This window comes from Brevibacterium sp., assembly GCF_031179145.1.
In the GTDB taxonomy this organism is placed as follows: Bacteria; Actinomycetota; Actinomycetes; order Actinomycetales; family Brevibacteriaceae; genus Brevibacterium.
In genome coordinates, this window is the sequence record NZ_JAPSIB010000019.1 from 24,900 (window position 1) to 40,171 (window position 15,272).

General features: G+C 64.5%; 25 protein-coding genes. All 25 read right to left on the minus strand.

The genetic code is table 11. The features are described 5' to 3' along the window. Nucleotides 1–135 precede the first annotated feature (135 nt). Entirely contained in the window at nucleotides 136–474 is a 339-nt protein-coding gene (locus RIT73_RS13735) for a VRR-NUC domain-containing protein (RefSeq protein ID WP_309132653.1), read from the minus strand. Then, on the minus strand, nucleotides 471–1,667 hold the full coding sequence (locus RIT73_RS17250; protein ID WP_375295015.1) for an HNH endonuclease: 1,197 nt from the start codon (nucleotides 1,665–1,667) through the stop codon (nucleotides 471–473). Before RIT73_RS17250 ends, RIT73_RS13735 begins: the two co-directional genes overlap by 4 nt. A 565-nt stretch (nucleotides 1,668–2,232) precedes the next feature. Beyond that, the gene (locus RIT73_RS13740) at nucleotides 2,233–2,553 is read right to left on the minus strand and encodes a hypothetical protein (protein ID WP_309132654.1); all 321 of its coding nucleotides are present in this window, start codon (nucleotides 2,551–2,553) and stop codon (nucleotides 2,233–2,235) included. Between the two features lie 109 nt (nucleotides 2,554–2,662). Beyond that, nucleotides 2,663–3,073, minus strand: coding sequence for a hypothetical protein (locus tag RIT73_RS13745; protein WP_309132655.1), 411 nt, complete (start codon nucleotides 3,071–3,073; stop codon nucleotides 2,663–2,665). Next, nucleotides 3,066–3,467 carry a hypothetical protein gene (locus RIT73_RS13750; RefSeq protein ID WP_309132656.1) on the minus strand — a complete coding sequence of 134 codons (402 nt, stop codon included), beginning with the start codon at nucleotides 3,465–3,467 and terminating at the stop codon, nucleotides 3,066–3,068. The genes RIT73_RS13745 and RIT73_RS13750 overlap by 8 nt, the downstream gene beginning before the upstream one ends. Next, nucleotides 3,467–3,754, minus strand: a complete 288-nt coding sequence (locus RIT73_RS13755; RefSeq protein ID WP_309132657.1) for a hypothetical protein — start codon at nucleotides 3,752–3,754, stop codon at nucleotides 3,467–3,469. Before RIT73_RS13755 ends, RIT73_RS13750 begins: the two co-directional genes overlap by 1 nt. A gap of 115 nt (nucleotides 3,755–3,869) precedes the next feature. Continuing rightward, nucleotides 3,870–4,142 carry a hypothetical protein gene (locus RIT73_RS13760; protein ID WP_309132658.1) on the minus strand — a complete coding sequence of 91 codons (273 nt, stop codon included), beginning with the start codon at nucleotides 4,140–4,142 and terminating at the stop codon, nucleotides 3,870–3,872. After that, entirely contained in the window at nucleotides 4,139–4,411 is a 273-nt protein-coding gene (locus RIT73_RS13765) for a hypothetical protein (protein WP_309132659.1), read from the minus strand. Before RIT73_RS13765 ends, RIT73_RS13760 begins: the two co-directional genes overlap by 4 nt. Then, entirely contained in the window at nucleotides 4,408–4,686 is a 279-nt protein-coding gene (locus RIT73_RS13770; RefSeq protein WP_309132660.1) for a hypothetical protein, read from the minus strand. Before RIT73_RS13770 ends, RIT73_RS13765 begins: the two co-directional genes overlap by 4 nt. Then, on the minus strand, nucleotides 4,683–5,213 hold the full coding sequence (locus tag RIT73_RS13775) for a hypothetical protein (RefSeq protein ID WP_309132661.1): 531 nt from the start codon (nucleotides 5,211–5,213) through the stop codon (nucleotides 4,683–4,685). The genes RIT73_RS13770 and RIT73_RS13775 overlap by 4 nt, the downstream gene beginning before the upstream one ends. Next, complete coding sequence (locus RIT73_RS13780; RefSeq protein WP_309132662.1) at nucleotides 5,210–5,503, minus strand: hypothetical protein; 294 nt, start codon at nucleotides 5,501–5,503, stop codon at nucleotides 5,210–5,212. The genes RIT73_RS13775 and RIT73_RS13780 overlap by 4 nt, the downstream gene beginning before the upstream one ends. 8 nt (nucleotides 5,504–5,511) lie before the next feature. Next, nucleotides 5,512–6,366, minus strand: coding sequence for a hypothetical protein (locus tag RIT73_RS13785; protein ID WP_309132663.1), 855 nt, complete (start codon nucleotides 6,364–6,366; stop codon nucleotides 5,512–5,514). Next, nucleotides 6,363–6,764, minus strand: coding sequence for a hypothetical protein (locus tag RIT73_RS13790; protein WP_309132664.1), 402 nt, complete (start codon nucleotides 6,762–6,764; stop codon nucleotides 6,363–6,365). The genes RIT73_RS13785 and RIT73_RS13790 overlap by 4 nt, the downstream gene beginning before the upstream one ends. Beyond that, complete coding sequence (locus RIT73_RS13795; protein WP_309132665.1) at nucleotides 6,761–6,961, minus strand: hypothetical protein; 201 nt, start codon at nucleotides 6,959–6,961, stop codon at nucleotides 6,761–6,763. Before RIT73_RS13795 ends, RIT73_RS13790 begins: the two co-directional genes overlap by 4 nt. 82 nt (nucleotides 6,962–7,043) lie before the next feature. Further along, nucleotides 7,044–7,388, minus strand: a complete 345-nt coding sequence (locus RIT73_RS13800) for a hypothetical protein (RefSeq protein ID WP_309132666.1) — start codon at nucleotides 7,386–7,388, stop codon at nucleotides 7,044–7,046. Nucleotides 7,389–7,542: 154 nt separating this feature from the next. Further along, nucleotides 7,543–7,851 (minus strand): hypothetical protein, encoded by a 309-nt coding sequence (locus tag RIT73_RS13805; RefSeq protein WP_309132667.1) that lies wholly within the window; start codon nucleotides 7,849–7,851, stop codon nucleotides 7,543–7,545. Next, nucleotides 7,848–8,069, minus strand: a complete 222-nt coding sequence (locus RIT73_RS13810) for a hypothetical protein (RefSeq protein WP_309132668.1) — start codon at nucleotides 8,067–8,069, stop codon at nucleotides 7,848–7,850. Before RIT73_RS13810 ends, RIT73_RS13805 begins: the two co-directional genes overlap by 4 nt. Nucleotides 8,070–8,222: 153 nt before the next feature. After that, a complete protein-coding gene (locus tag RIT73_RS13815) occupies nucleotides 8,223–8,570 on the minus strand; it encodes a hypothetical protein (protein WP_309132669.1) in 348 nt (115 codons plus the stop codon). Continuing rightward, on the minus strand, nucleotides 8,570–10,357 hold the full coding sequence (locus tag RIT73_RS13820; RefSeq protein ID WP_309132670.1) for a DNA cytosine methyltransferase: 1,788 nt from the start codon (nucleotides 10,355–10,357) through the stop codon (nucleotides 8,570–8,572). Before RIT73_RS13820 ends, RIT73_RS13815 begins: the two co-directional genes overlap by 1 nt. Next, nucleotides 10,351–10,593, minus strand: coding sequence for a hypothetical protein (locus RIT73_RS13825; protein WP_309132671.1), 243 nt, complete (start codon nucleotides 10,591–10,593; stop codon nucleotides 10,351–10,353). Before RIT73_RS13825 ends, RIT73_RS13820 begins: the two co-directional genes overlap by 7 nt. Continuing rightward, nucleotides 10,587–11,123: a hypothetical protein gene (locus RIT73_RS13830; protein WP_309132672.1), complete on the minus strand. Its 537-nt coding sequence runs from the start codon at nucleotides 11,121–11,123 to the stop codon at nucleotides 10,587–10,589. The genes RIT73_RS13825 and RIT73_RS13830 overlap by 7 nt, the downstream gene beginning before the upstream one ends. Continuing rightward, nucleotides 11,120–13,996 carry a DNA methyltransferase gene (locus tag RIT73_RS13835; protein WP_309132673.1) on the minus strand — a complete coding sequence of 959 codons (2,877 nt, stop codon included), beginning with the start codon at nucleotides 13,994–13,996 and terminating at the stop codon, nucleotides 11,120–11,122. The genes RIT73_RS13830 and RIT73_RS13835 overlap by 4 nt, the downstream gene beginning before the upstream one ends. Further along, nucleotides 13,993–14,217: a hypothetical protein gene (locus tag RIT73_RS13840; RefSeq protein ID WP_309132674.1), complete on the minus strand. Its 225-nt coding sequence runs from the start codon at nucleotides 14,215–14,217 to the stop codon at nucleotides 13,993–13,995. Before RIT73_RS13840 ends, RIT73_RS13835 begins: the two co-directional genes overlap by 4 nt. Nucleotides 14,218–14,332: 115 nt before the next feature. Further along, the gene (locus tag RIT73_RS13845) at nucleotides 14,333–14,671 is read right to left on the minus strand and encodes a hypothetical protein (RefSeq protein WP_309132675.1); all 339 of its coding nucleotides are present in this window, start codon (nucleotides 14,669–14,671) and stop codon (nucleotides 14,333–14,335) included. After that, nucleotides 14,668–15,120, minus strand: coding sequence for a hypothetical protein (locus RIT73_RS13850; RefSeq protein WP_309132676.1), 453 nt, complete (start codon nucleotides 15,118–15,120; stop codon nucleotides 14,668–14,670). Before RIT73_RS13850 ends, RIT73_RS13845 begins: the two co-directional genes overlap by 4 nt. Between the last annotated feature and the right edge of the window lie 152 nt (nucleotides 15,121–15,272).

A 15,272-nucleotide genomic window follows, 5' to 3' on the forward strand; every position in this document is an offset into this window, starting at 1 on the left:
CCCGATTCAGCCACGACAGATGCACCGCACACAGGCGCCCCATGTCGACGGGCCGGGGCCGGCATCCCTTGCACTCCGGATCTGCACACTCGGCGAGATGGTCGCCCTTCTCCGCACAGTCCTTCCACTCACACATCAGCATTTCGGTCCTCGCAATTCGTCCTGTATACGGCCTGACACCCAGTCCCTGGGCCGCCAAATGTCTACGTCCTCGCCTACAACCTTGAGGTTGTGCAGCCACACCTTCTGCGCCGGCGACGTCGTCCCCGCCTCCGACTTGAGCTCACGCCACAGCACTCGCCTCTGCCTCGGATGCACGAGCACCAGGTCGGGGAAGCCCGGCTCGGACCTACGGCTGTCGAACGTGTGGAAGTGCGTCCATCCCATCCGCTTCGCCAGGTCGATCACCATCGCCTGCAACTCCGCCTCGGTCATGGCTTTCGCCTGCCTGGCCCGGTACTCCTCGAGCTTCACGACTCACCCCTGACGCAGAGCCGACAAGGGGCCGGGAGCCCATGCTCAGGACAATCCAGCTCATCGGTCTTGCCCCGCGGTGAAGCGTTATGCCAAGGGCTGCCGAACTGTCCGGGCGGGGGTTTGATATCCGAGGGTGGAGAACCAGCCTGTCCCTGCTGCGGGTGAGATTGGGCGGCGGGAGTTCCAGCGGTGGAAGGTTGGGATCGGGAGCGACCGCCTCGACGGCGGCGCTTACCCTTCGGCTTCCCCTGCCCGGACCCTGACCTACCCTGATCTACCCCAGGACCACCCTCCCCTCCCCTGCCCTGCCTTGCGCGTGCGTGCGTACCTGCGTGCGAAGACAGTTCATGGGACGGTGATATCGAGTTTGATATCACTTTGATCTGATCCTGATCCGCGGGACTCGATCCGTGTTCAGGCTCCGAATCAGCCGCCGTGGGATCAGCTGCGGGTTCACGGCGATCAACATCAATGCGCGTCTCAGCGGTCGGAGTCGAGCGAGTCTCCCTGGTGCGATCCGCGTCCCGGGTGGGGCGATCAGCAGTGGGAGTCTCAGCGGTCGACGTCGAGCGAGACGCTGACGGATCAGCGGCAGTAGCCCGAGGATCTACCTCAGCGTTGTGTTTCGGTGCCGGACGGAGAGTCATGCCGGCGATCTCCGGAGTTCTCTGTCCCTTGGTCGTGTTGCATTCCTTGCAGGCGAGGACAACGTTCGTCGGTCCGATCGCGAGGCTGGGATCGACGTGGTCGAGCTCCCAGCGCTTCGTGCTCTTACGGTCGGCGCGCTTGACCAGGTGCCCGCAGTAGCGGCACTTTCCCGCCGTGGCCTTCGGCGGGTCGATGCAGTCACGGGCCCACACCTGAGCGATCAGGTACTTGTCCTTCAGCTCCTGGCGTTTCTTCCTCGTCGTCTTCACCTGCTCGCCCCGGTCATAGTTCAGGTCGAACCAGTCGTGGAACAGCCAAGTCCCCTCGGCGACGGGTGCGCAGCGATCGCACTCATGGCCCGGCGAATGCCAGAGGCCGACGTCGACGAGGAGGCTGGCGAGCGCGAATGCTCGTGCGGGGTTGAGGGTGAGTCGGGCGAGGTCGGTTTTGGTGACGACGCCGTCGGTTAGTGATGCCTGAACGAGTGATCCGGCCATGGTCCACATGCCGAGGGCGGCGAGGCCGTTGAGGTCGTCTTCCATGAGTCGCTCGGCGAGGGTGCGTGCTTTGGGGTTGACCTGGAGTTGATCGTCGATCTGGAAGAACACGCGGTGGGCGTCCTTTCGTGAGCGTCATGGGGGTGAGGCGGGTGGAGGGGTGCGGGTTCCGTGATCCAGCCTCGGTCGTAGTCGACGGCCGCGTGCCGGCTGGCGTGGCTGTGTTTGCCGACGCGGGGTTGATCGTCGAGCAACTTCCGGTCTCGCACGTGCTCCTGCCATGGGCGGCCGTAACGGATCGCGGTTCTCGGCGGCCACCAGCGGGATCGGTCGATGAGTGGCGCGATGTCCGCGCCGCGCCCGTCCCAGTGGTCAGCGATGCCCTGCAGCGCCGCCATGCAGTCCGGGCAGATCCTGCGTTCGGACAGTCGAGCCAGTTTCACCCGGTACGCGCCCCCGCACAGGGTGCAGGTGACATCCCAGCCCTGCGGTTCAATCGGTTGCAGAAGCCCCCGAGGAATTTGGAGCCGTCGAATGGCTTCCGTCAGCTCTCGCAACGAGTCGAGAAATGGGCGCATGTCGATTTCGTATGTGACGGTTCGCTTGTCGCTCACGACTCCCCCACCACTGCTCTGAGCGCGCCGAGTGCGGTCCGCTCGTAGGATTCCCGGCGACCGCAGTCGCCTTCGAGCCGGGTACACACCTTCTCGTGGTGGGTCAGGGTTTCCCCGTGGTCCTCGTCGTGGAGGAAATCCGCCAGCCGTTTCACCGACTCGTCGGACTGCAGTTGCTCGCGCTGCCAGCGGGCACCGTCTGCGAGGGTTTGCGCGAGCACCTCTTGCCTCGCCTGATCGTTCCAGGTAGAGATCGAGGTATTCCCGTTGATGAACCGCATCTCACCCTCAGTGAGTGCCTTCTCGTCCCAGGACATTATTTCTCCTTGGTGTGGCAGGGGCATCGGCAGGTGGTCGGAGCGTCGGTGGTGGTGTCCCAGCCGGATCCGTCGCAGGCCCGGTGCTTTCCGTCTCTGCAGTCGGGATTCATCGCTCCTCCACTCGCCCGCTGATGAGATGTGCTCGGACAGTGCGATCGAGATTCGTCAACGTCCCCATCGACAGCTGGTACTCGTCGATGACGGCCTGCGCGACTTTCCGATAGTTCTCGCGGTCTTCGTAGGCCATGGACGGGTACTCGCCCGTGTACGCTTCACGCTCCCAGTCCTGCTGCTGTTCCCACTGCACAATGTCGTCGGCCCAGTAGTCGGCGTCCTGCGCCTTGGCGATCGTTCGGGCGAGCATGTCTTGCAGCTCCGGCTCGGTCATCGACTCCGGAGCCTGGCCCTCCGGTTTCGGTCGTCCATCACTCTGGATCACCCAAATGGTGGCGCGGCCCTCGCTGTTGAGGGTGATGTACCGGTCGCCCGGCTCGTGGACGATCATCTGCTCAGCCATCGGTGGCCCTCTTTTCGAGTCCTGCTTCGATCAGGGTCTCGGTGACAATGTGCTGGGTGCGGTAGCGGGAGACCAATGACTCAAATCCACAGACGCACTGGGTGCCGTGCATTTGGTGCATCGACTCCACTCTGTAGTGCACGTCTTCGACCCGTTCGGTCAGCACGTCCAGATCCCTATGTCGGGTGCCGAGCTGCGGGTCGATGGACCCGCTCGCCCACAGCATGGCGAGCTGGCGGATGTCAGCGACTCCGGCACCCACAGTGACGAGCGTCAGCGCAGCTTCGGTCGCATCGTTGAGTTCGTCAGGGGTGAGGCCGAGGCCACGCGCCTGACCGCGCAGGACCGCGTTTCGGATGACGATCTCCGTCATGCCTTTCAACTTGTCGAACATCAGTTGCCTCCTGTCGGCGGATCAAAGAGTGGGAAGTCGGCTCGGAACGTCGCCCAGTTCCTCGCCGCCGTTGCGATCTCGTCCCGGGCTTTCTTGCCGGTGAGCCAGAGCAGGTGCTCGTTCGGGATCCGGCCCAGCCGGTCCGCGAAGTCGCCCAGGACGGCGGCTTGGGCTGAGCCCTCGATCTTGACGACCTCACGGCGAGCGATCTCCTCGGCCTGGTCAGCGAGGTCCGGCGGGACGAACGCCGTCAAGCAGCGGATGATCTGCTCCTTCGTGAACGTCACCACAACAGGGTCCGTCCTCTGGAAGACTGGCGGGGACGTGAGTTCCGGGCCTCTCCCGATCGAGCACTCCATCATGTGCCAGCCCCTGAGTCCGCCGCATTCACGGCACTCCTGCTCACTCATCGTCGTCCTCCGACTCTCGGTCCAGGGCTTGCCCGGCGGCGACGAGCATCGCCGTCGCCTCGACCAGGTAGGTGCGTGCTTTCGCGGCCTCGGGATCATCGGGCTTGTTCTTCCGCAGCATGATCGCGTTGCGTGCCCACATGAGCTTCGAGTCCACGAGCTCAACGAGACCCTGCGGTCCGTGCTCGTCATCGTGCTCGGGGGTGTACCCCTTCTCGATCTGCCGCAGCCTCTCAGCCCCGACGTCCTGCATGAACTGGCTCATGACTCACTTCCTCTCTGGATTTCGTAGATGCGCAGGGCACCTGTGTCCGCGTCCCGGGCGAACACCTGATCGCTGTCGGCCGGGGCCGGCGACTCTTCGACCTCCGGGGCGGCCATGCTCATGCGGCACCACACGAGACCGTCGGTGTGAATCCAGCCGTTCGTGAAGTCCGCGAAGTAGCGGACGATCGAGCGGCCACAGTGCTTGCACCTGGGCAGGTCCTGGGCGGGTAGCGTCTGCCGCTCGTCGATTGGATCTGCATCGTTCATCGATGGCCCTCCTTGTCCTTCTCCGCCCACGACTCTTTGATGACTGCTGCCACGCGTGCGGCCTGAGTGTCGATGAACGCCCACACCAGAATCACCACGGCTAACAACCACGTCAGCGGCCAGGCGACTCCGAAGATCACGAAACAGGCCATGTCATCCGTTATGTCTCTCGTCTCCCTGAGATCCAGCCAGTAGAGAACCGACAGGCCGAAGAACGTCACACCCATGAGCACCACGTAGGCGACGACAAGCAGAATCCAGAGCAAGGCGCTCATCGGACACCCCAGATGCACGTCACCGGCACTGCGCCCTCGGTCTCCTTGGAGCACGGCATGAACATCGGCTCCTCGTCTCCGATGATCGTCACCCACTTGTGCGAGACGTCCTCGGCGCTGAGCTCGTCGATCGACTCGTCTCCGGCCGCGTTCTTGTCGAACCTGTTCACCATCGCCACGAACAGCTGCTTGTCCTGGTGACCAGGGCCGGTGATCATGCAGTTCTCGTCCTCCACGAACGGGTACCAGTGTGTCTCGTCGAACCACATGGTCATCATTTCCGTGGCCGTCGCCCACGGGTTATGGGGGCGGACCGGCGAGAGACCCGCCTCATCGACGAGGTCCGCGAGCGCGCGGAGTACATCTGGCCGCAGACCCCACGTGGAGAAGATCGCGGGTTGGAATCCTCGTTCTCCGTTGTGGCTGATGATGCGTCCGATCTCGTTGGTATGCGTCCCGTTATCGGCGGTAACGATGATGGTATGCGGGTCGTCAGCTGATGTTTCGGTAGTGAGTTTCGTGGTCATGATTCCTCCGTCCGGCCGAGGCGAGCGCGGATCCGCCGGTTCGCGGACACGACCTCGTCTTCCGTGCAGGTTGGTCGCAGAAGCGCCTCATGGTCGGTCATCCACCTCATGTACGCGATCTCGTTCGCAGTGCGCTGTTCGTAGACGAGCGCGAGGAGGGCGTGGGCGATGGCGTCGGCTGCGAAGTGGATTTGGGTGCTGATGCCGGAGCCAGCCGTGCCGGGTGCAGGGGTTTCGCCGAGGCGCCCGGTGGCGATTTCAGCGTGGAGGTTGTTGGGCAGGGTGTCCATGGTTGGTTTCACATTCCTGTCAGAGTGTCGGTCCAGGTGGACCGCACGGATTCGAGTGCTGCAGCCTCGTCGGATTCGGGGTCGATGCGCACGGGCATGAGGAGACCCACGAACTGCTCGCCGATGGTGACGAGAAGAACCTTGTCCTCATGCGTGGGCTGCAGGGTGAGGCGGCCCTCGTAAGCCGCGGCGGATTGGGCGAAGTACTTCAACAGCTGCCCGGAGAGGTTGAGGTCTCCGGGTGTCGTGGGGCCTTTGTCGAGGGCTTTGCGGAAGATCGTCGGCAGCTGGGCGAGGGGCCGGGAGTGGGGTGCGGCGGGGATCTCGTAGACCTTGCCCGGCCAGAGACCGGTGACGTCGGTGAACGTGACCGTCGCCGGCGACTCCGGTTCCGGTTCCTCCGGCCGCTTCTCCGGGGTCCCGCCCTCTTCGACGCCGAGAGCATCCTTGAGTGCCTGCTTCAGTTCCGGGTCCGGGGCCTCGATCATGCGGGCGATCGTGGACACGTCCCCGGCGATGGTGTGGAGCTTGCCGGTGGGTTCAATGTCGATGCGCAGCGTCGACCCCATCTCCTCCACCGGTGTCTTCGCAGGCTTGAACAGGGACAGGATCTCCGTGACACCCACCGCGGGAAGCTGGAACGTGTCCGTCTCCGGGTCCCCCGTCAACCCAGCCGAGTCCATCACGGACGCGGAAGCGATCGCGGCCGTGAACCGGTTCGTCGCCGAGACCAGAACCTCAACATCGGTGAAGGTCAGCCGCGCGCCCGACAGGTCCAACCAGTCCTCCCCCGTCGGGATGTGCGGTTTCACCGCCGTCAGACCCTTCCGGAACTCCTCAGTGTTCACATGCGCAGTGATCATGTGAGTACCTCGTAGCGTTCCAGGACCTCGTGGTCGCGGAGCACCGTGCCCTGCACGACGTATGCCCCGTCCGGTGTCGCACAGGCGTAGCTCGTGCCACCGTCCGCCGCCTTCACCCGGAACGGCACACCCGGTTTGGTGGGCAGCCCGGATCCAGGACCACGCTCAACCCTGCTCTCGGCACCCCACAGATGCATTGTTCCCTCAGGAGTGGCAGTGATGATCAGCTGCCCGTCACCGGACTCAGCGTGATCGGTGAGAGTGAGGTTCACTGAGACGGGTCCACCGGCACCGACCGCGAACTGGCTGCCATAGATGAGCTTCTGCAATCCCTGAGTGAGCTCACGAACCGCACCCTCGATCCTTGCCTCAGCCGTCTGGTCCTCGTTGTTGCTCACTTCTGCTCCTTCATCACGTCGTCGACGTTTGGCCTGGGCCGGCGGACTTTGATGTCCGCGCGAATCTGATCCAGATCGACCTCTTCGATCTCCTTGCGGAGGCGACTGAACCGGCGCCGCCGTAGACTCCTCCTGGTCATGTCCGCGACTGTGAACACCAGGACCGAGACCACCACGGCCGTGAGTACCGTCTGCAATTCCGTCATTTCTTCCTTCTCCTCTCGATGATCCACACCCAGACGTGGGCGGGAATGATGAGTGCTTTGTCCAGCCACCGGCTCATCCGCCTATGGCCCTTCGCTCTTGCGCGATCGCGGCTTCGAGGCGGCGCAGATTCTCCGGACCATCCGGATCCGGCTCGACCGGCGTGGCCTTGATGTCGGCGACGATGCGTTCCGTCTCCTCGCGCCGGCGCCGAGCGCGCTCACCCTCACGCTGGTAGGACTGCATGAGCATGTCCTGGGCGGCGGCAGCGTTCCGGGTGTCGTTCTTCACGCGCTCGAGGAAACGCTCACGGTCGCGGATTGCGCGGCGACGGCCCAGGGGTAGCAGCTGCACCTCGGCGTCGGTGAGGATCGGCATGGTCATGAACGCGTCCACGAGTTCTTGAAGTGCGCGATTCACAGTGTCTTCTCCTTCGTGTGATCGCACCCGGCACAGCATGAGCCGATGCGGGCGTTCTTCCGGGCCGTGCACGCGAACGCTCGCTCACCGCAGGCCCGGCACGCGAACACTGGGCAGTCGCACATGATGTGCGGGCACGTCCGCCTCTTCGGAGTCACGACCGCGCCCCCGAGAGCTGATGGTCACGGAACTCGCGCCGGAACTGCACCGCACCAACAACCGTCGACACCACAGGCACAGCCACGAGCAACACCACCGCCACGGCAGCGATGGCGCGGCGGCGCTTCCGCCCGGGCCTCGGCGGCGTCCAGGCTCTCATGCGGGCCACCTGAGCCAGATTCAGCACCGGGACGGGGTACCCGTTGTCGTTGACCACCGTGTGCACGCCCGGGCTCAGCAAGTAGCCGCGGGAGTCCGGGGGCACGCTGGGCCCGGGACCGAGATGCCCACCTTGAGCTCTCATGCGCACATCACCCCCTCATCGGCGCGGAACCGCTGGTGACCATCCGGCCAGAGACCGAGAATGTCGAGCAGCTCGGCGATGACATCCGGGCGCGTGCGGTTGCGCTCAGCGACCGTGACGGCTGCCATGCGCTTCACCGGCTCCGGAGTCGGCCCGTGGTTGAGCAGATGCTCCTTCTCCATGTCATGCGTGGGACTGTGTCGCTTACCTCGGCCCATCGTTGGGTCCTTCCTCTCTCGGTACTTCCCTCGGCGGGTGTTCACAGTGCTCACAGCAGCCTCGGCCGCCGCGGTCTCGCGCGAGGGCTCTGCAGGAGAGCAGGGTGCCCGCGCAGTGATGGCATCGCTGACACTTGTCGATCTCGACGACGGTCACGAGGACCTCCGGAACGCCTCGTCGACGTCGACCTGGTCATAGCCGTAGGCGGCTCGGTGCGGGTCATCGGCTCGGACAAGCAACACCTGGTAGGCGTGGGCGACCTTCCCGGGATTGACGAACACGCCGTTGAGTCCCGCGAACATCGCCGACCCTGTCTCGTACCCGACCACGCAGAGGCAGTTGATGAGCGTCGTCTTGATGGGCGGGTGGCCGAAACTGCTGAGCACCCATGCGGCGTTATCCTCGGACGTCACAATCCACCACGACTCAGCTGGCAGGTCCGGGTGCAGCCACGGCTTGTCCTTCGTGATGAGCTCGAGCTCCTGATCCATGTCAGCCATCACGCCGCCTCTTCGATGAGAGACGACACGGCGATGCGGATGAGATCCCGCGCGATCGGTGGCGTCACCGCGTTTCCCGCGAGCTTCACCTGCTGGCGCTTCGTTCCCAGGAGCACGTAGTCAGCCGGGAACGCCATCCCGAGCTTGATCTCGTGCGGGCTGAGCATCCGGAACAGACAGTCGCGGAAGTCGATCGACTCCATCGAGGCGAGCGCGTGGTGGTTGCCGTTCGCGGCGATCGTGTCGAGGGGCGAGGTGACGGGTTTAGCCGTGTTGTGGTTGCGCAGCGGGATGACGACGGCTTTCGACTCCGTGGTGTGCAGTGTGCGGAGTGGTTCGTTGTCGGGCCAGATCCGGTAGTAGCCGTCGTCTCGGCCGTGGCCGGGGTGTCTCGGGTCGGTGGCATCGTAGGTGTTGCCTGCGGCTTCGAGGATCGCTGCCGAGGGTGCGACTGCCAGCCCGTGAGATTCGGTGGTGGTGATCGTGCGCATCGGGTCCGCCGTAGGGTGTGCATTCTCGTGCCAGGTGCCTCCGGCGGGGACGAGGAGGCTGGCGTGTGTGCCGCCTGCGACGAGTGTGGGGATCGGGTCGTGCACGGTTGTCGACCTGGTGGAGTCGGAGCCTGAGACGTTGTTGACGATCAGAGGTGGCGCCATGACGAGTGCGGATTCGTTGCGGGTCGTCTGTGTGCGCATCGGCGCCGAGGCAGTCTGGGTGGTCTTCCCGTCGCGACCCTCGACCGGGACGATCAGCGACTGATGGCCCGCGGTGGTGAGGGTGCGCATCACCTCGGTGGTCGGCGTCGACAGTGGTCCCGGGTCCTCGCCTTCACGGACTGAGTTGTGACGGGTCAGGAACGGGTCGAAGAACTTCCTGACTCCGGCGGCGACGCGGGCTTCGGTCTTCGGCGCCAGGTGATGGAATCCGAGGCTCGTTCCGGACTTGTCGAAATACTCCTTGAGTGGGCGGTCACGGATCGGGGTGATCGGCGCCGACCAGTCGATGATCGAGGACGCCGGCAACCAGCCGGGTTCGACCACGGCGTTCCGGCAGGATGAGGCGGGGCATCGCCACACGTACTGGGTGCGGTAGCGGCCCCACTGTTTCTCCTTCTTGAACACCTGCATTGCGCTGACGATCTGATCGCACTGGTGGCAGTAGGCCGGGGGCCGGAGCCTGTCGAAGTCGGGTGCCTTGTTGCCTTTGCGCCAGAACACGACGTACATGCGGTCACGGCTCTGCGGCGCCGGCAGCCCGTAGGCTTGGGCGTGCATCGAGTTGATGTAGACGACGTGATGGTCGTAGCCGAGGCTGTCCATCGCGTGCAGCCATGCGTCCCACATCACCCACATCGCGGCGTCAACGACATTCTCGGTGATGATGATCCGGTACTTGTGGTGCTCCGCGAAGCGCGGAACATCCCACATGGTTGCCCGCGAGCGTTCCGCTGCCTCGTCCGGGCGATCGAACAGCGATTCGGCTTGCAGAGCACGTTTCCTGCCCTTGGCCTGGCTGTGGTTGGTGCACTCGGGGCTGGCCCAGAGGATGTCCGTTTGGGGGACGTACCTCGGGTCGATCTGCGAGACATCGGCGAGCACGTGGTCAGCGCCGGGATGATTCGCGGCATGCGATTCGATGGCTTTGTCCCAGTGGTTCATCGCGGTCCTGACCGTCACTCCCGGAACATCGAGTGCTCCGGTAGACGACCCGCCGGCGCCGCAGAACATATCGAGAAGAGACAGATCCCATCCGACGTCCGCCGCCGTTGAGTCGGGCATAGTCAGCATGGCGCCTCCGATCTGTATTCGAGCCTCTGGGCGAAATCGGTGTGGCCGTGGGCCGGGATGTCGATGGTGAGGGTTTCCCGGTCGACGGCGTGGTTGGTGCGCGCGTCCTGGAGTCTCGTCACGCGGTTCCGGAAAGCTGTCGAGGCGGCGACCAGCTGCTTCTTCACATGGACGTCGACGGAGCCGCTGGGATAAGTGGTGGTGATCTTGAGGAATGACTCTGCGGATTTCAGCACGGCTGCTCCTGAGGTTCGGCGATCCCGTGGACGAGGTCGCCTCCGAGGTTCGCGTAGTTGATGAGGTCGTGTGTGTCGAGGTAGTCGACGGCCGCGGCGATCGCAGCTTCGTGTCCGCGTACATCGGCGGTCTCCGTGTGATCGACGAGGCGATCGGTGAGGCGCTGCTTCCGCACGGCGGTGAAGACGTCCTCCTCGCCGACGATGTGGCCGCCCACGGTCGGGTTGGCGAGCCTGAGTGCGTCCGCCCACTTCGTCACGCCCATGGCGCCAGCGACGGTTTCGCGCGTCATGGGTCGGTATGGGCGGTCGGGCCTGGCTACGAGTCCCGCGCGGTTGCGGAGGATGGTCTTGACGTTGTCCCAGGCCTGCTCGGCGGTCCACGCGAACGAGTGGTATCTCGGTGGGCTGTCGGGTGTCGTCTGTTCGTAGATGTCCCAGACTCGGTTCGCGAACGGGCCGGTGGCTGGGAGGAAGCCCGTGCCGGGCATCTTGAAACCCCGGTCGACGCGGATGATGAACTTGCTCATGCGGTCTCACTCATTTCGAGGTCGAAGAGGCTGGGCATCTCCTTCTGGCGCTCCTCGGCTTCGAGGTACTTGACGCCGTCGAGGAAGTAGCCGCTGTTGAGTTCGACGGCGCGTCCGCGGCGACCGAGCTTGAGTGCGCGGAGTGGGACGGTGAACAGTCCGCCGAAGGGATCGAACACGAGGTCACCCGGGTTGGAGTAGCGTTCGATGAGGCGGTCGACGATGTCGAACTGCAGCGGGCACACGTGCATGGTCTGAGCTTTGCGGGACTGCTCCGTGTTGAGGGTGAGCATGCGGTTGACGTCATGCCACACGTCCGGGTGCCAGGATCCTGGCGCCAGGGCCATGAACGTCGACGGGAGTCTGCCTTCGCCGTGGAGTTCCTCCCCGACCTTGATGTGGGTCTCGAAGTCGTAGACCTCGGCGAGAGTTTGCTGAGTGAACAACCGGGACAGCTGTTCCGGCGGCAGTGCGGCGAGCTCGTCGGCGGTGAGGTGCCGTTGGCCTGACGAGCGCCAGAAGGCGTGCGCGTCGACCTGCCAGCGGGCCAGCGAGTAATCCTCGACGGTCTTGGTCACCGGTTCGTCGGCGTAACCTCGCGTCCGGTCCGTCTGCGGCTTGTGGAACAGGAGGATGTATTCGGGGCTGCCGGCGCCCATCTTCGTGCCGTCCTTGCGCATCTCCGTGTAGCCGAGGCGGTACGTCTGGTTGTTCTCGCGCACCACGTCGGTTACGACGGTGATCATGCCCAGGTAGTCGAAACCGTGCTTGATGCCGTGCTGCAGAGCCTCGGCGTGGAACGGGGAGACGGTGGGGACGCCGGCACCGGTGACGGACCCGAAGAGGATCCGGTCCTTGACGTGGCAGGCGTAGATGCGCCCGGGCTTGAGTATCCGGTGCAGCTCCGGGGTGAGGAAGTCCATCTGCTCCCAGAAGTGCGCGTTGTCGTCGGTGTGCCCGAAATCGTTGTAGCTGGGCGTGTACTCGTAGTGGTTCGAGAACGGGATGCTGGTGACGACGAGGTCAACCTCGTTCTCCGGCATGCCTCGGGTCTCTTCGACGCAGTCATTGTTGGCGACGAGCCACCCCTCCCCGGAGGCTTCGATGCGCTCGACGCCCATCGATCGCACGAGTGCCTGGGCGATCGCCTCAGGGTCGAGGCCGTGTTCTTGGATGACATCGGTCATGGTGCTAGTCAGCTCCTCGTGCTGTTGCCATTTGCGCTTGAGCTCGGCGACGACGCCGGTCTCAGCGTTCGAATGGATGAGGTGTACGTGGCAGGTGCGGGTCTGCCCGTACCGGTGGATGCGGTGCACCGCCTGGATCGTGTCGTTGAACTTGTAGGTCACGCCGACGAATACGGCGGTGCGCGCCTGCTGCAGGTTCATGCCCTGCCCGAGCATCACGGGCTTGCCCACGAGCACCGAAGTCTCCCCGCCTTTCCAGGCCATGAGCTGTCGTTCCACCTCGTCAGTCGACTGCGAACCGCGCACCGTGGAGTAGGTGATGCCGTGATGGGCGAGAGCCTTCTCGACAAGGTCCTGCTCGTCGTTGAGGTCGCACCAGATAATCGACTGCTCCCCCGCGAGCTCGGCGTCGGAGATGATGCTCATCGCCTCACCCACGCGAGGTTCGAGCGAGATCCGCTTCTCGCGCGCCGCATCCTTGATACTCAGGTCGGCACTGCGGAAGATGTGGCCCTGCCCGTCCCGGTCGACGGTGTCGTCTGCGAGAGAGATCTCGACCTCGCGCCAATGCACCTCGAGGGGTGGAAGGTCATAGCCGGTGGCGTCGCATCCGAGATCCGCCGGCGTCTGGATGAACGCCGCCCACGTGTTGAGCCACAGCCAGAACTCGCGTTCCTTGTGCGGGTAGAGCCGAAGGTTGTTCGCCTTCGTCGAGTCCCGCTGGAAGAACCTCGTCAGGGCCTGGCCCGTATCCATGACGCCCAAGAATCCGGCGTAGTGGATGAGCTCCTTGTACCGGTTCGGGCTGGGCGTGGCGGTGGCGACGAAGCGGTAGCGGACGCCGGCGAAGCGTGGCAGGAACTCCTGATAGGTCTTCGACCCGAAGGAACGGAGGATCGACGCCTCATCGAGAGACACGGCCGTGAACTGACCTGGGGTGAGCTTCCCGTCGCGCACGGACTCGTAGTTCGTGAGGTAGATGCCACCGAACTCAGGATCAACCTGGGCGTCACGCTGGATGAACCGTGTGGCCACGCCGAGCTTCTCTGCATCGTTTGCGAACTCGATACGCACACCCAAGGGCGCGACGATTGCGACCGGTCCTGCGTGCCTGATCTTGATCTGGCGGAGGATCTCGAGTTGGATGATCGACTTCCCGATCCCGAACGCCGCGAATACGGCCCGGCACCCGCCAGCCAGTGCCCAGCGGACGAGCAGCTTCTGATGCTCAAACAGACGCGGGTGCAGATCCTCGATCGCGACATCGAACCCGGACTGCGGGGACACCGCAGCCTTCGCCTTGAGGAACTCCATGTACGAGCGTTCCGGGACCGCCGGTGCCGGGCTCTCGGCGGCCTGGTTGAGCCATGCCTCATCAACGACCTCGTACAGCCACATCGGTTTGCCCTGATTGCGACCGGCGGCGTCGAGGTTCCGGATCGAGCCCGCGCGTTTGATGACCTTCCGTCCCGCGAGCGCCGAATACCGGGCCGAGAGGACGCGAGGATCGACGGTGAGACCGTGCTGATTGGTGAGGGCGTCGCGGACCTTGTTCGGGTCGAGGAAGCCGTCGTTCGCGCGGGCGACCATGCGCATCGCGGCCTCGATGCGCCGCTGGTCGTCACCGTGAACGTGTGTGGATCCGTTCACGGCGTCGATCACCGCGTCACGCTGCCCGCGCGTCACGGCAGGTCCTTCGCGTCGACTGAGGCGAGGAGGACCACGAATCCGACGACGAGAGCGGCGATCGCGCTGAGTCCGTTCGCGGTGACCGTGAAAACGAACGACACGAAATAGACGGTCATGGCGACGATGAGGACCGGCAGGTAGATGAACAGGGCCCGGCGGAGGAAGTACACCTCGTGCGGGTGCTGTCGGGTGGGCTTATCGGTTACAGTGGTTTCCAAGATCGGTCCGATCTACTCGACCCTCGGCGCTGCAATCGCCGGGGGTTACTTCTATGTCTGGACGTTCGGGTGGAAGGGCAGGCCCCGGGACGTGGTCCGCCGGGACCCACCCGACTCAGAGGGCCGCCGCTTCGTTGTCGGCGGCCAGGCGAGCACGGAGCTTCGCCACCACATCGACTTCCTGGATGCACCTGAGCAATGACAGGGCGTTCGCGGAATCGTCGATGATGCGGATCAAGGTCTCGGTCATCGTTTTCAGGGACTCGGCGTCCGAGTGCTCCGTGAGGGGCAGGCCCGCGACCTCGCGTGCCAGGGTCTCCACGCGACGCTGCGCGTACTGCTTCGCCGCATACACGTCCTCGATGCGGACCCGCTGCTCGGCGATCTCCGCCCTGCGCTCTGCCGCGGAGGGTTGCTCATACGGGTTTCCACCGCGCACCTGGTAGGGGTTCATCGCCGCACCGCCTTACCCTGCGTCGGCTGTGCGGCAGAGACCATGCGAGCAACATCAGCAGGTGTCGGTCCCCCTGCTTTGAACGGATTCGCCGCCCGAAGGTGAGCATCATGCTCGGCGACCGCATTCGCGATCTTCGTCGACGGATCTTCGGGGCGGTCCGCGCCGGGCACGTTGAGATCCAACGCCATGGGTGCGGGACGGAGGTCGTCGCGGAAGCGAGCCCGCTCCGCGCGCACCATCTCATCGATCTTGCGCTTCGTGTCCATGAGCACGGTGCTGATGCGCTGCAGATGCTCACGCCCATACCCATCCTGATCGGCCGAGGGGTACTCCTTAAGCACGTGCGCCAGATGCAGGGCCTTGTTCACCGATGATCGGATCGCGAACGAACGCTGCGACTCCCTCGGCGACGGTGCCGTTTTCGGTTCCTGGTGATCAGTGGTCATTCCGTTTCCCTTTCCGCGAGCCACGCATCGAGGGCCTCGATGCGGTAACCGATGCATTTCTGAGATGCACCGTTCTTCGACCTGATCCACTTCGGCGAGCGGCCACCGCCGTCACCTCGGTCCAGGTACCGCCAGGAGGCGAGAGTGTTCGC

Coding starts and splice junctions, on each gene's coding strand:
- RIT73_RS17250 (WP_375295015.1), bottom strand. CDS start 1,667: ATGGAAGACGACCTCAACGGCCTCGCCGCCCTCGGCATGTGGACCATG.
- RIT73_RS13740 (WP_309132654.1), bottom strand. CDS start 2,553: ATGTCCTGGGACGAGAAGGCACTCACTGAGGGTGAGATGCGGTTCATC.
- RIT73_RS13745 (WP_309132655.1), bottom strand. CDS start 3,073: ATGGCTGAGCAGATGATCGTCCACGAGCCGGGCGACCGGTACATCACC.
- RIT73_RS13750 (WP_309132656.1), bottom strand. CDS start 3,467: ATGTTCGACAAGTTGAAAGGCATGACGGAGATCGTCATCCGAAACGCG.
- RIT73_RS13760 (WP_309132658.1), bottom strand. CDS start 4,142: ATGAGCCAGTTCATGCAGGACGTCGGGGCTGAGAGGCTGCGGCAGATC.
- RIT73_RS13765 (WP_309132659.1), bottom strand. CDS start 4,411: ATGAACGATGCAGATCCAATCGACGAGCGGCAGACGCTACCCGCCCAG.
- RIT73_RS13770 (WP_309132660.1), bottom strand. CDS start 4,686: ATGAGCGCCTTGCTCTGGATTCTGCTTGTCGTCGCCTACGTGGTGCTC.
- RIT73_RS13775 (WP_309132661.1), bottom strand. CDS start 5,213: ATGACCACGAAACTCACTACCGAAACATCAGCTGACGACCCGCATACC.
- RIT73_RS13780 (WP_309132662.1), bottom strand. CDS start 5,503: ATGGACACCCTGCCCAACAACCTCCACGCTGAAATCGCCACCGGGCGC.
- RIT73_RS13785 (WP_309132663.1), bottom strand. CDS start 6,366: ATGATCACTGCGCATGTGAACACTGAGGAGTTCCGGAAGGGTCTGACG.
- RIT73_RS13805 (WP_309132667.1), bottom strand. CDS start 7,851: ATGAGAGCTCAAGGTGGGCATCTCGGTCCCGGGCCCAGCGTGCCCCCG.
- RIT73_RS13810 (WP_309132668.1), bottom strand. CDS start 8,069: ATGGGCCGAGGTAAGCGACACAGTCCCACGCATGACATGGAGAAGGAG.
- RIT73_RS13815 (WP_309132669.1), bottom strand. CDS start 8,570: ATGGCTGACATGGATCAGGAGCTCGAGCTCATCACGAAGGACAAGCCG.
- RIT73_RS13820 (WP_309132670.1), bottom strand. CDS start 10,357: ATGCTGACTATGCCCGACTCAACGGCGGCGGACGTCGGATGGGATCTG.
- RIT73_RS13830 (WP_309132672.1), bottom strand. CDS start 11,123: ATGAGCAAGTTCATCATCCGCGTCGACCGGGGTTTCAAGATGCCCGGC.
- RIT73_RS13845 (WP_309132675.1), bottom strand. CDS start 14,671: ATGAACCCCTACCAGGTGCGCGGTGGAAACCCGTATGAGCAACCCTCC.
- RIT73_RS13850 (WP_309132676.1), bottom strand. CDS start 15,120: ATGACCACTGATCACCAGGAACCGAAAACGGCACCGTCGCCGAGGGAG.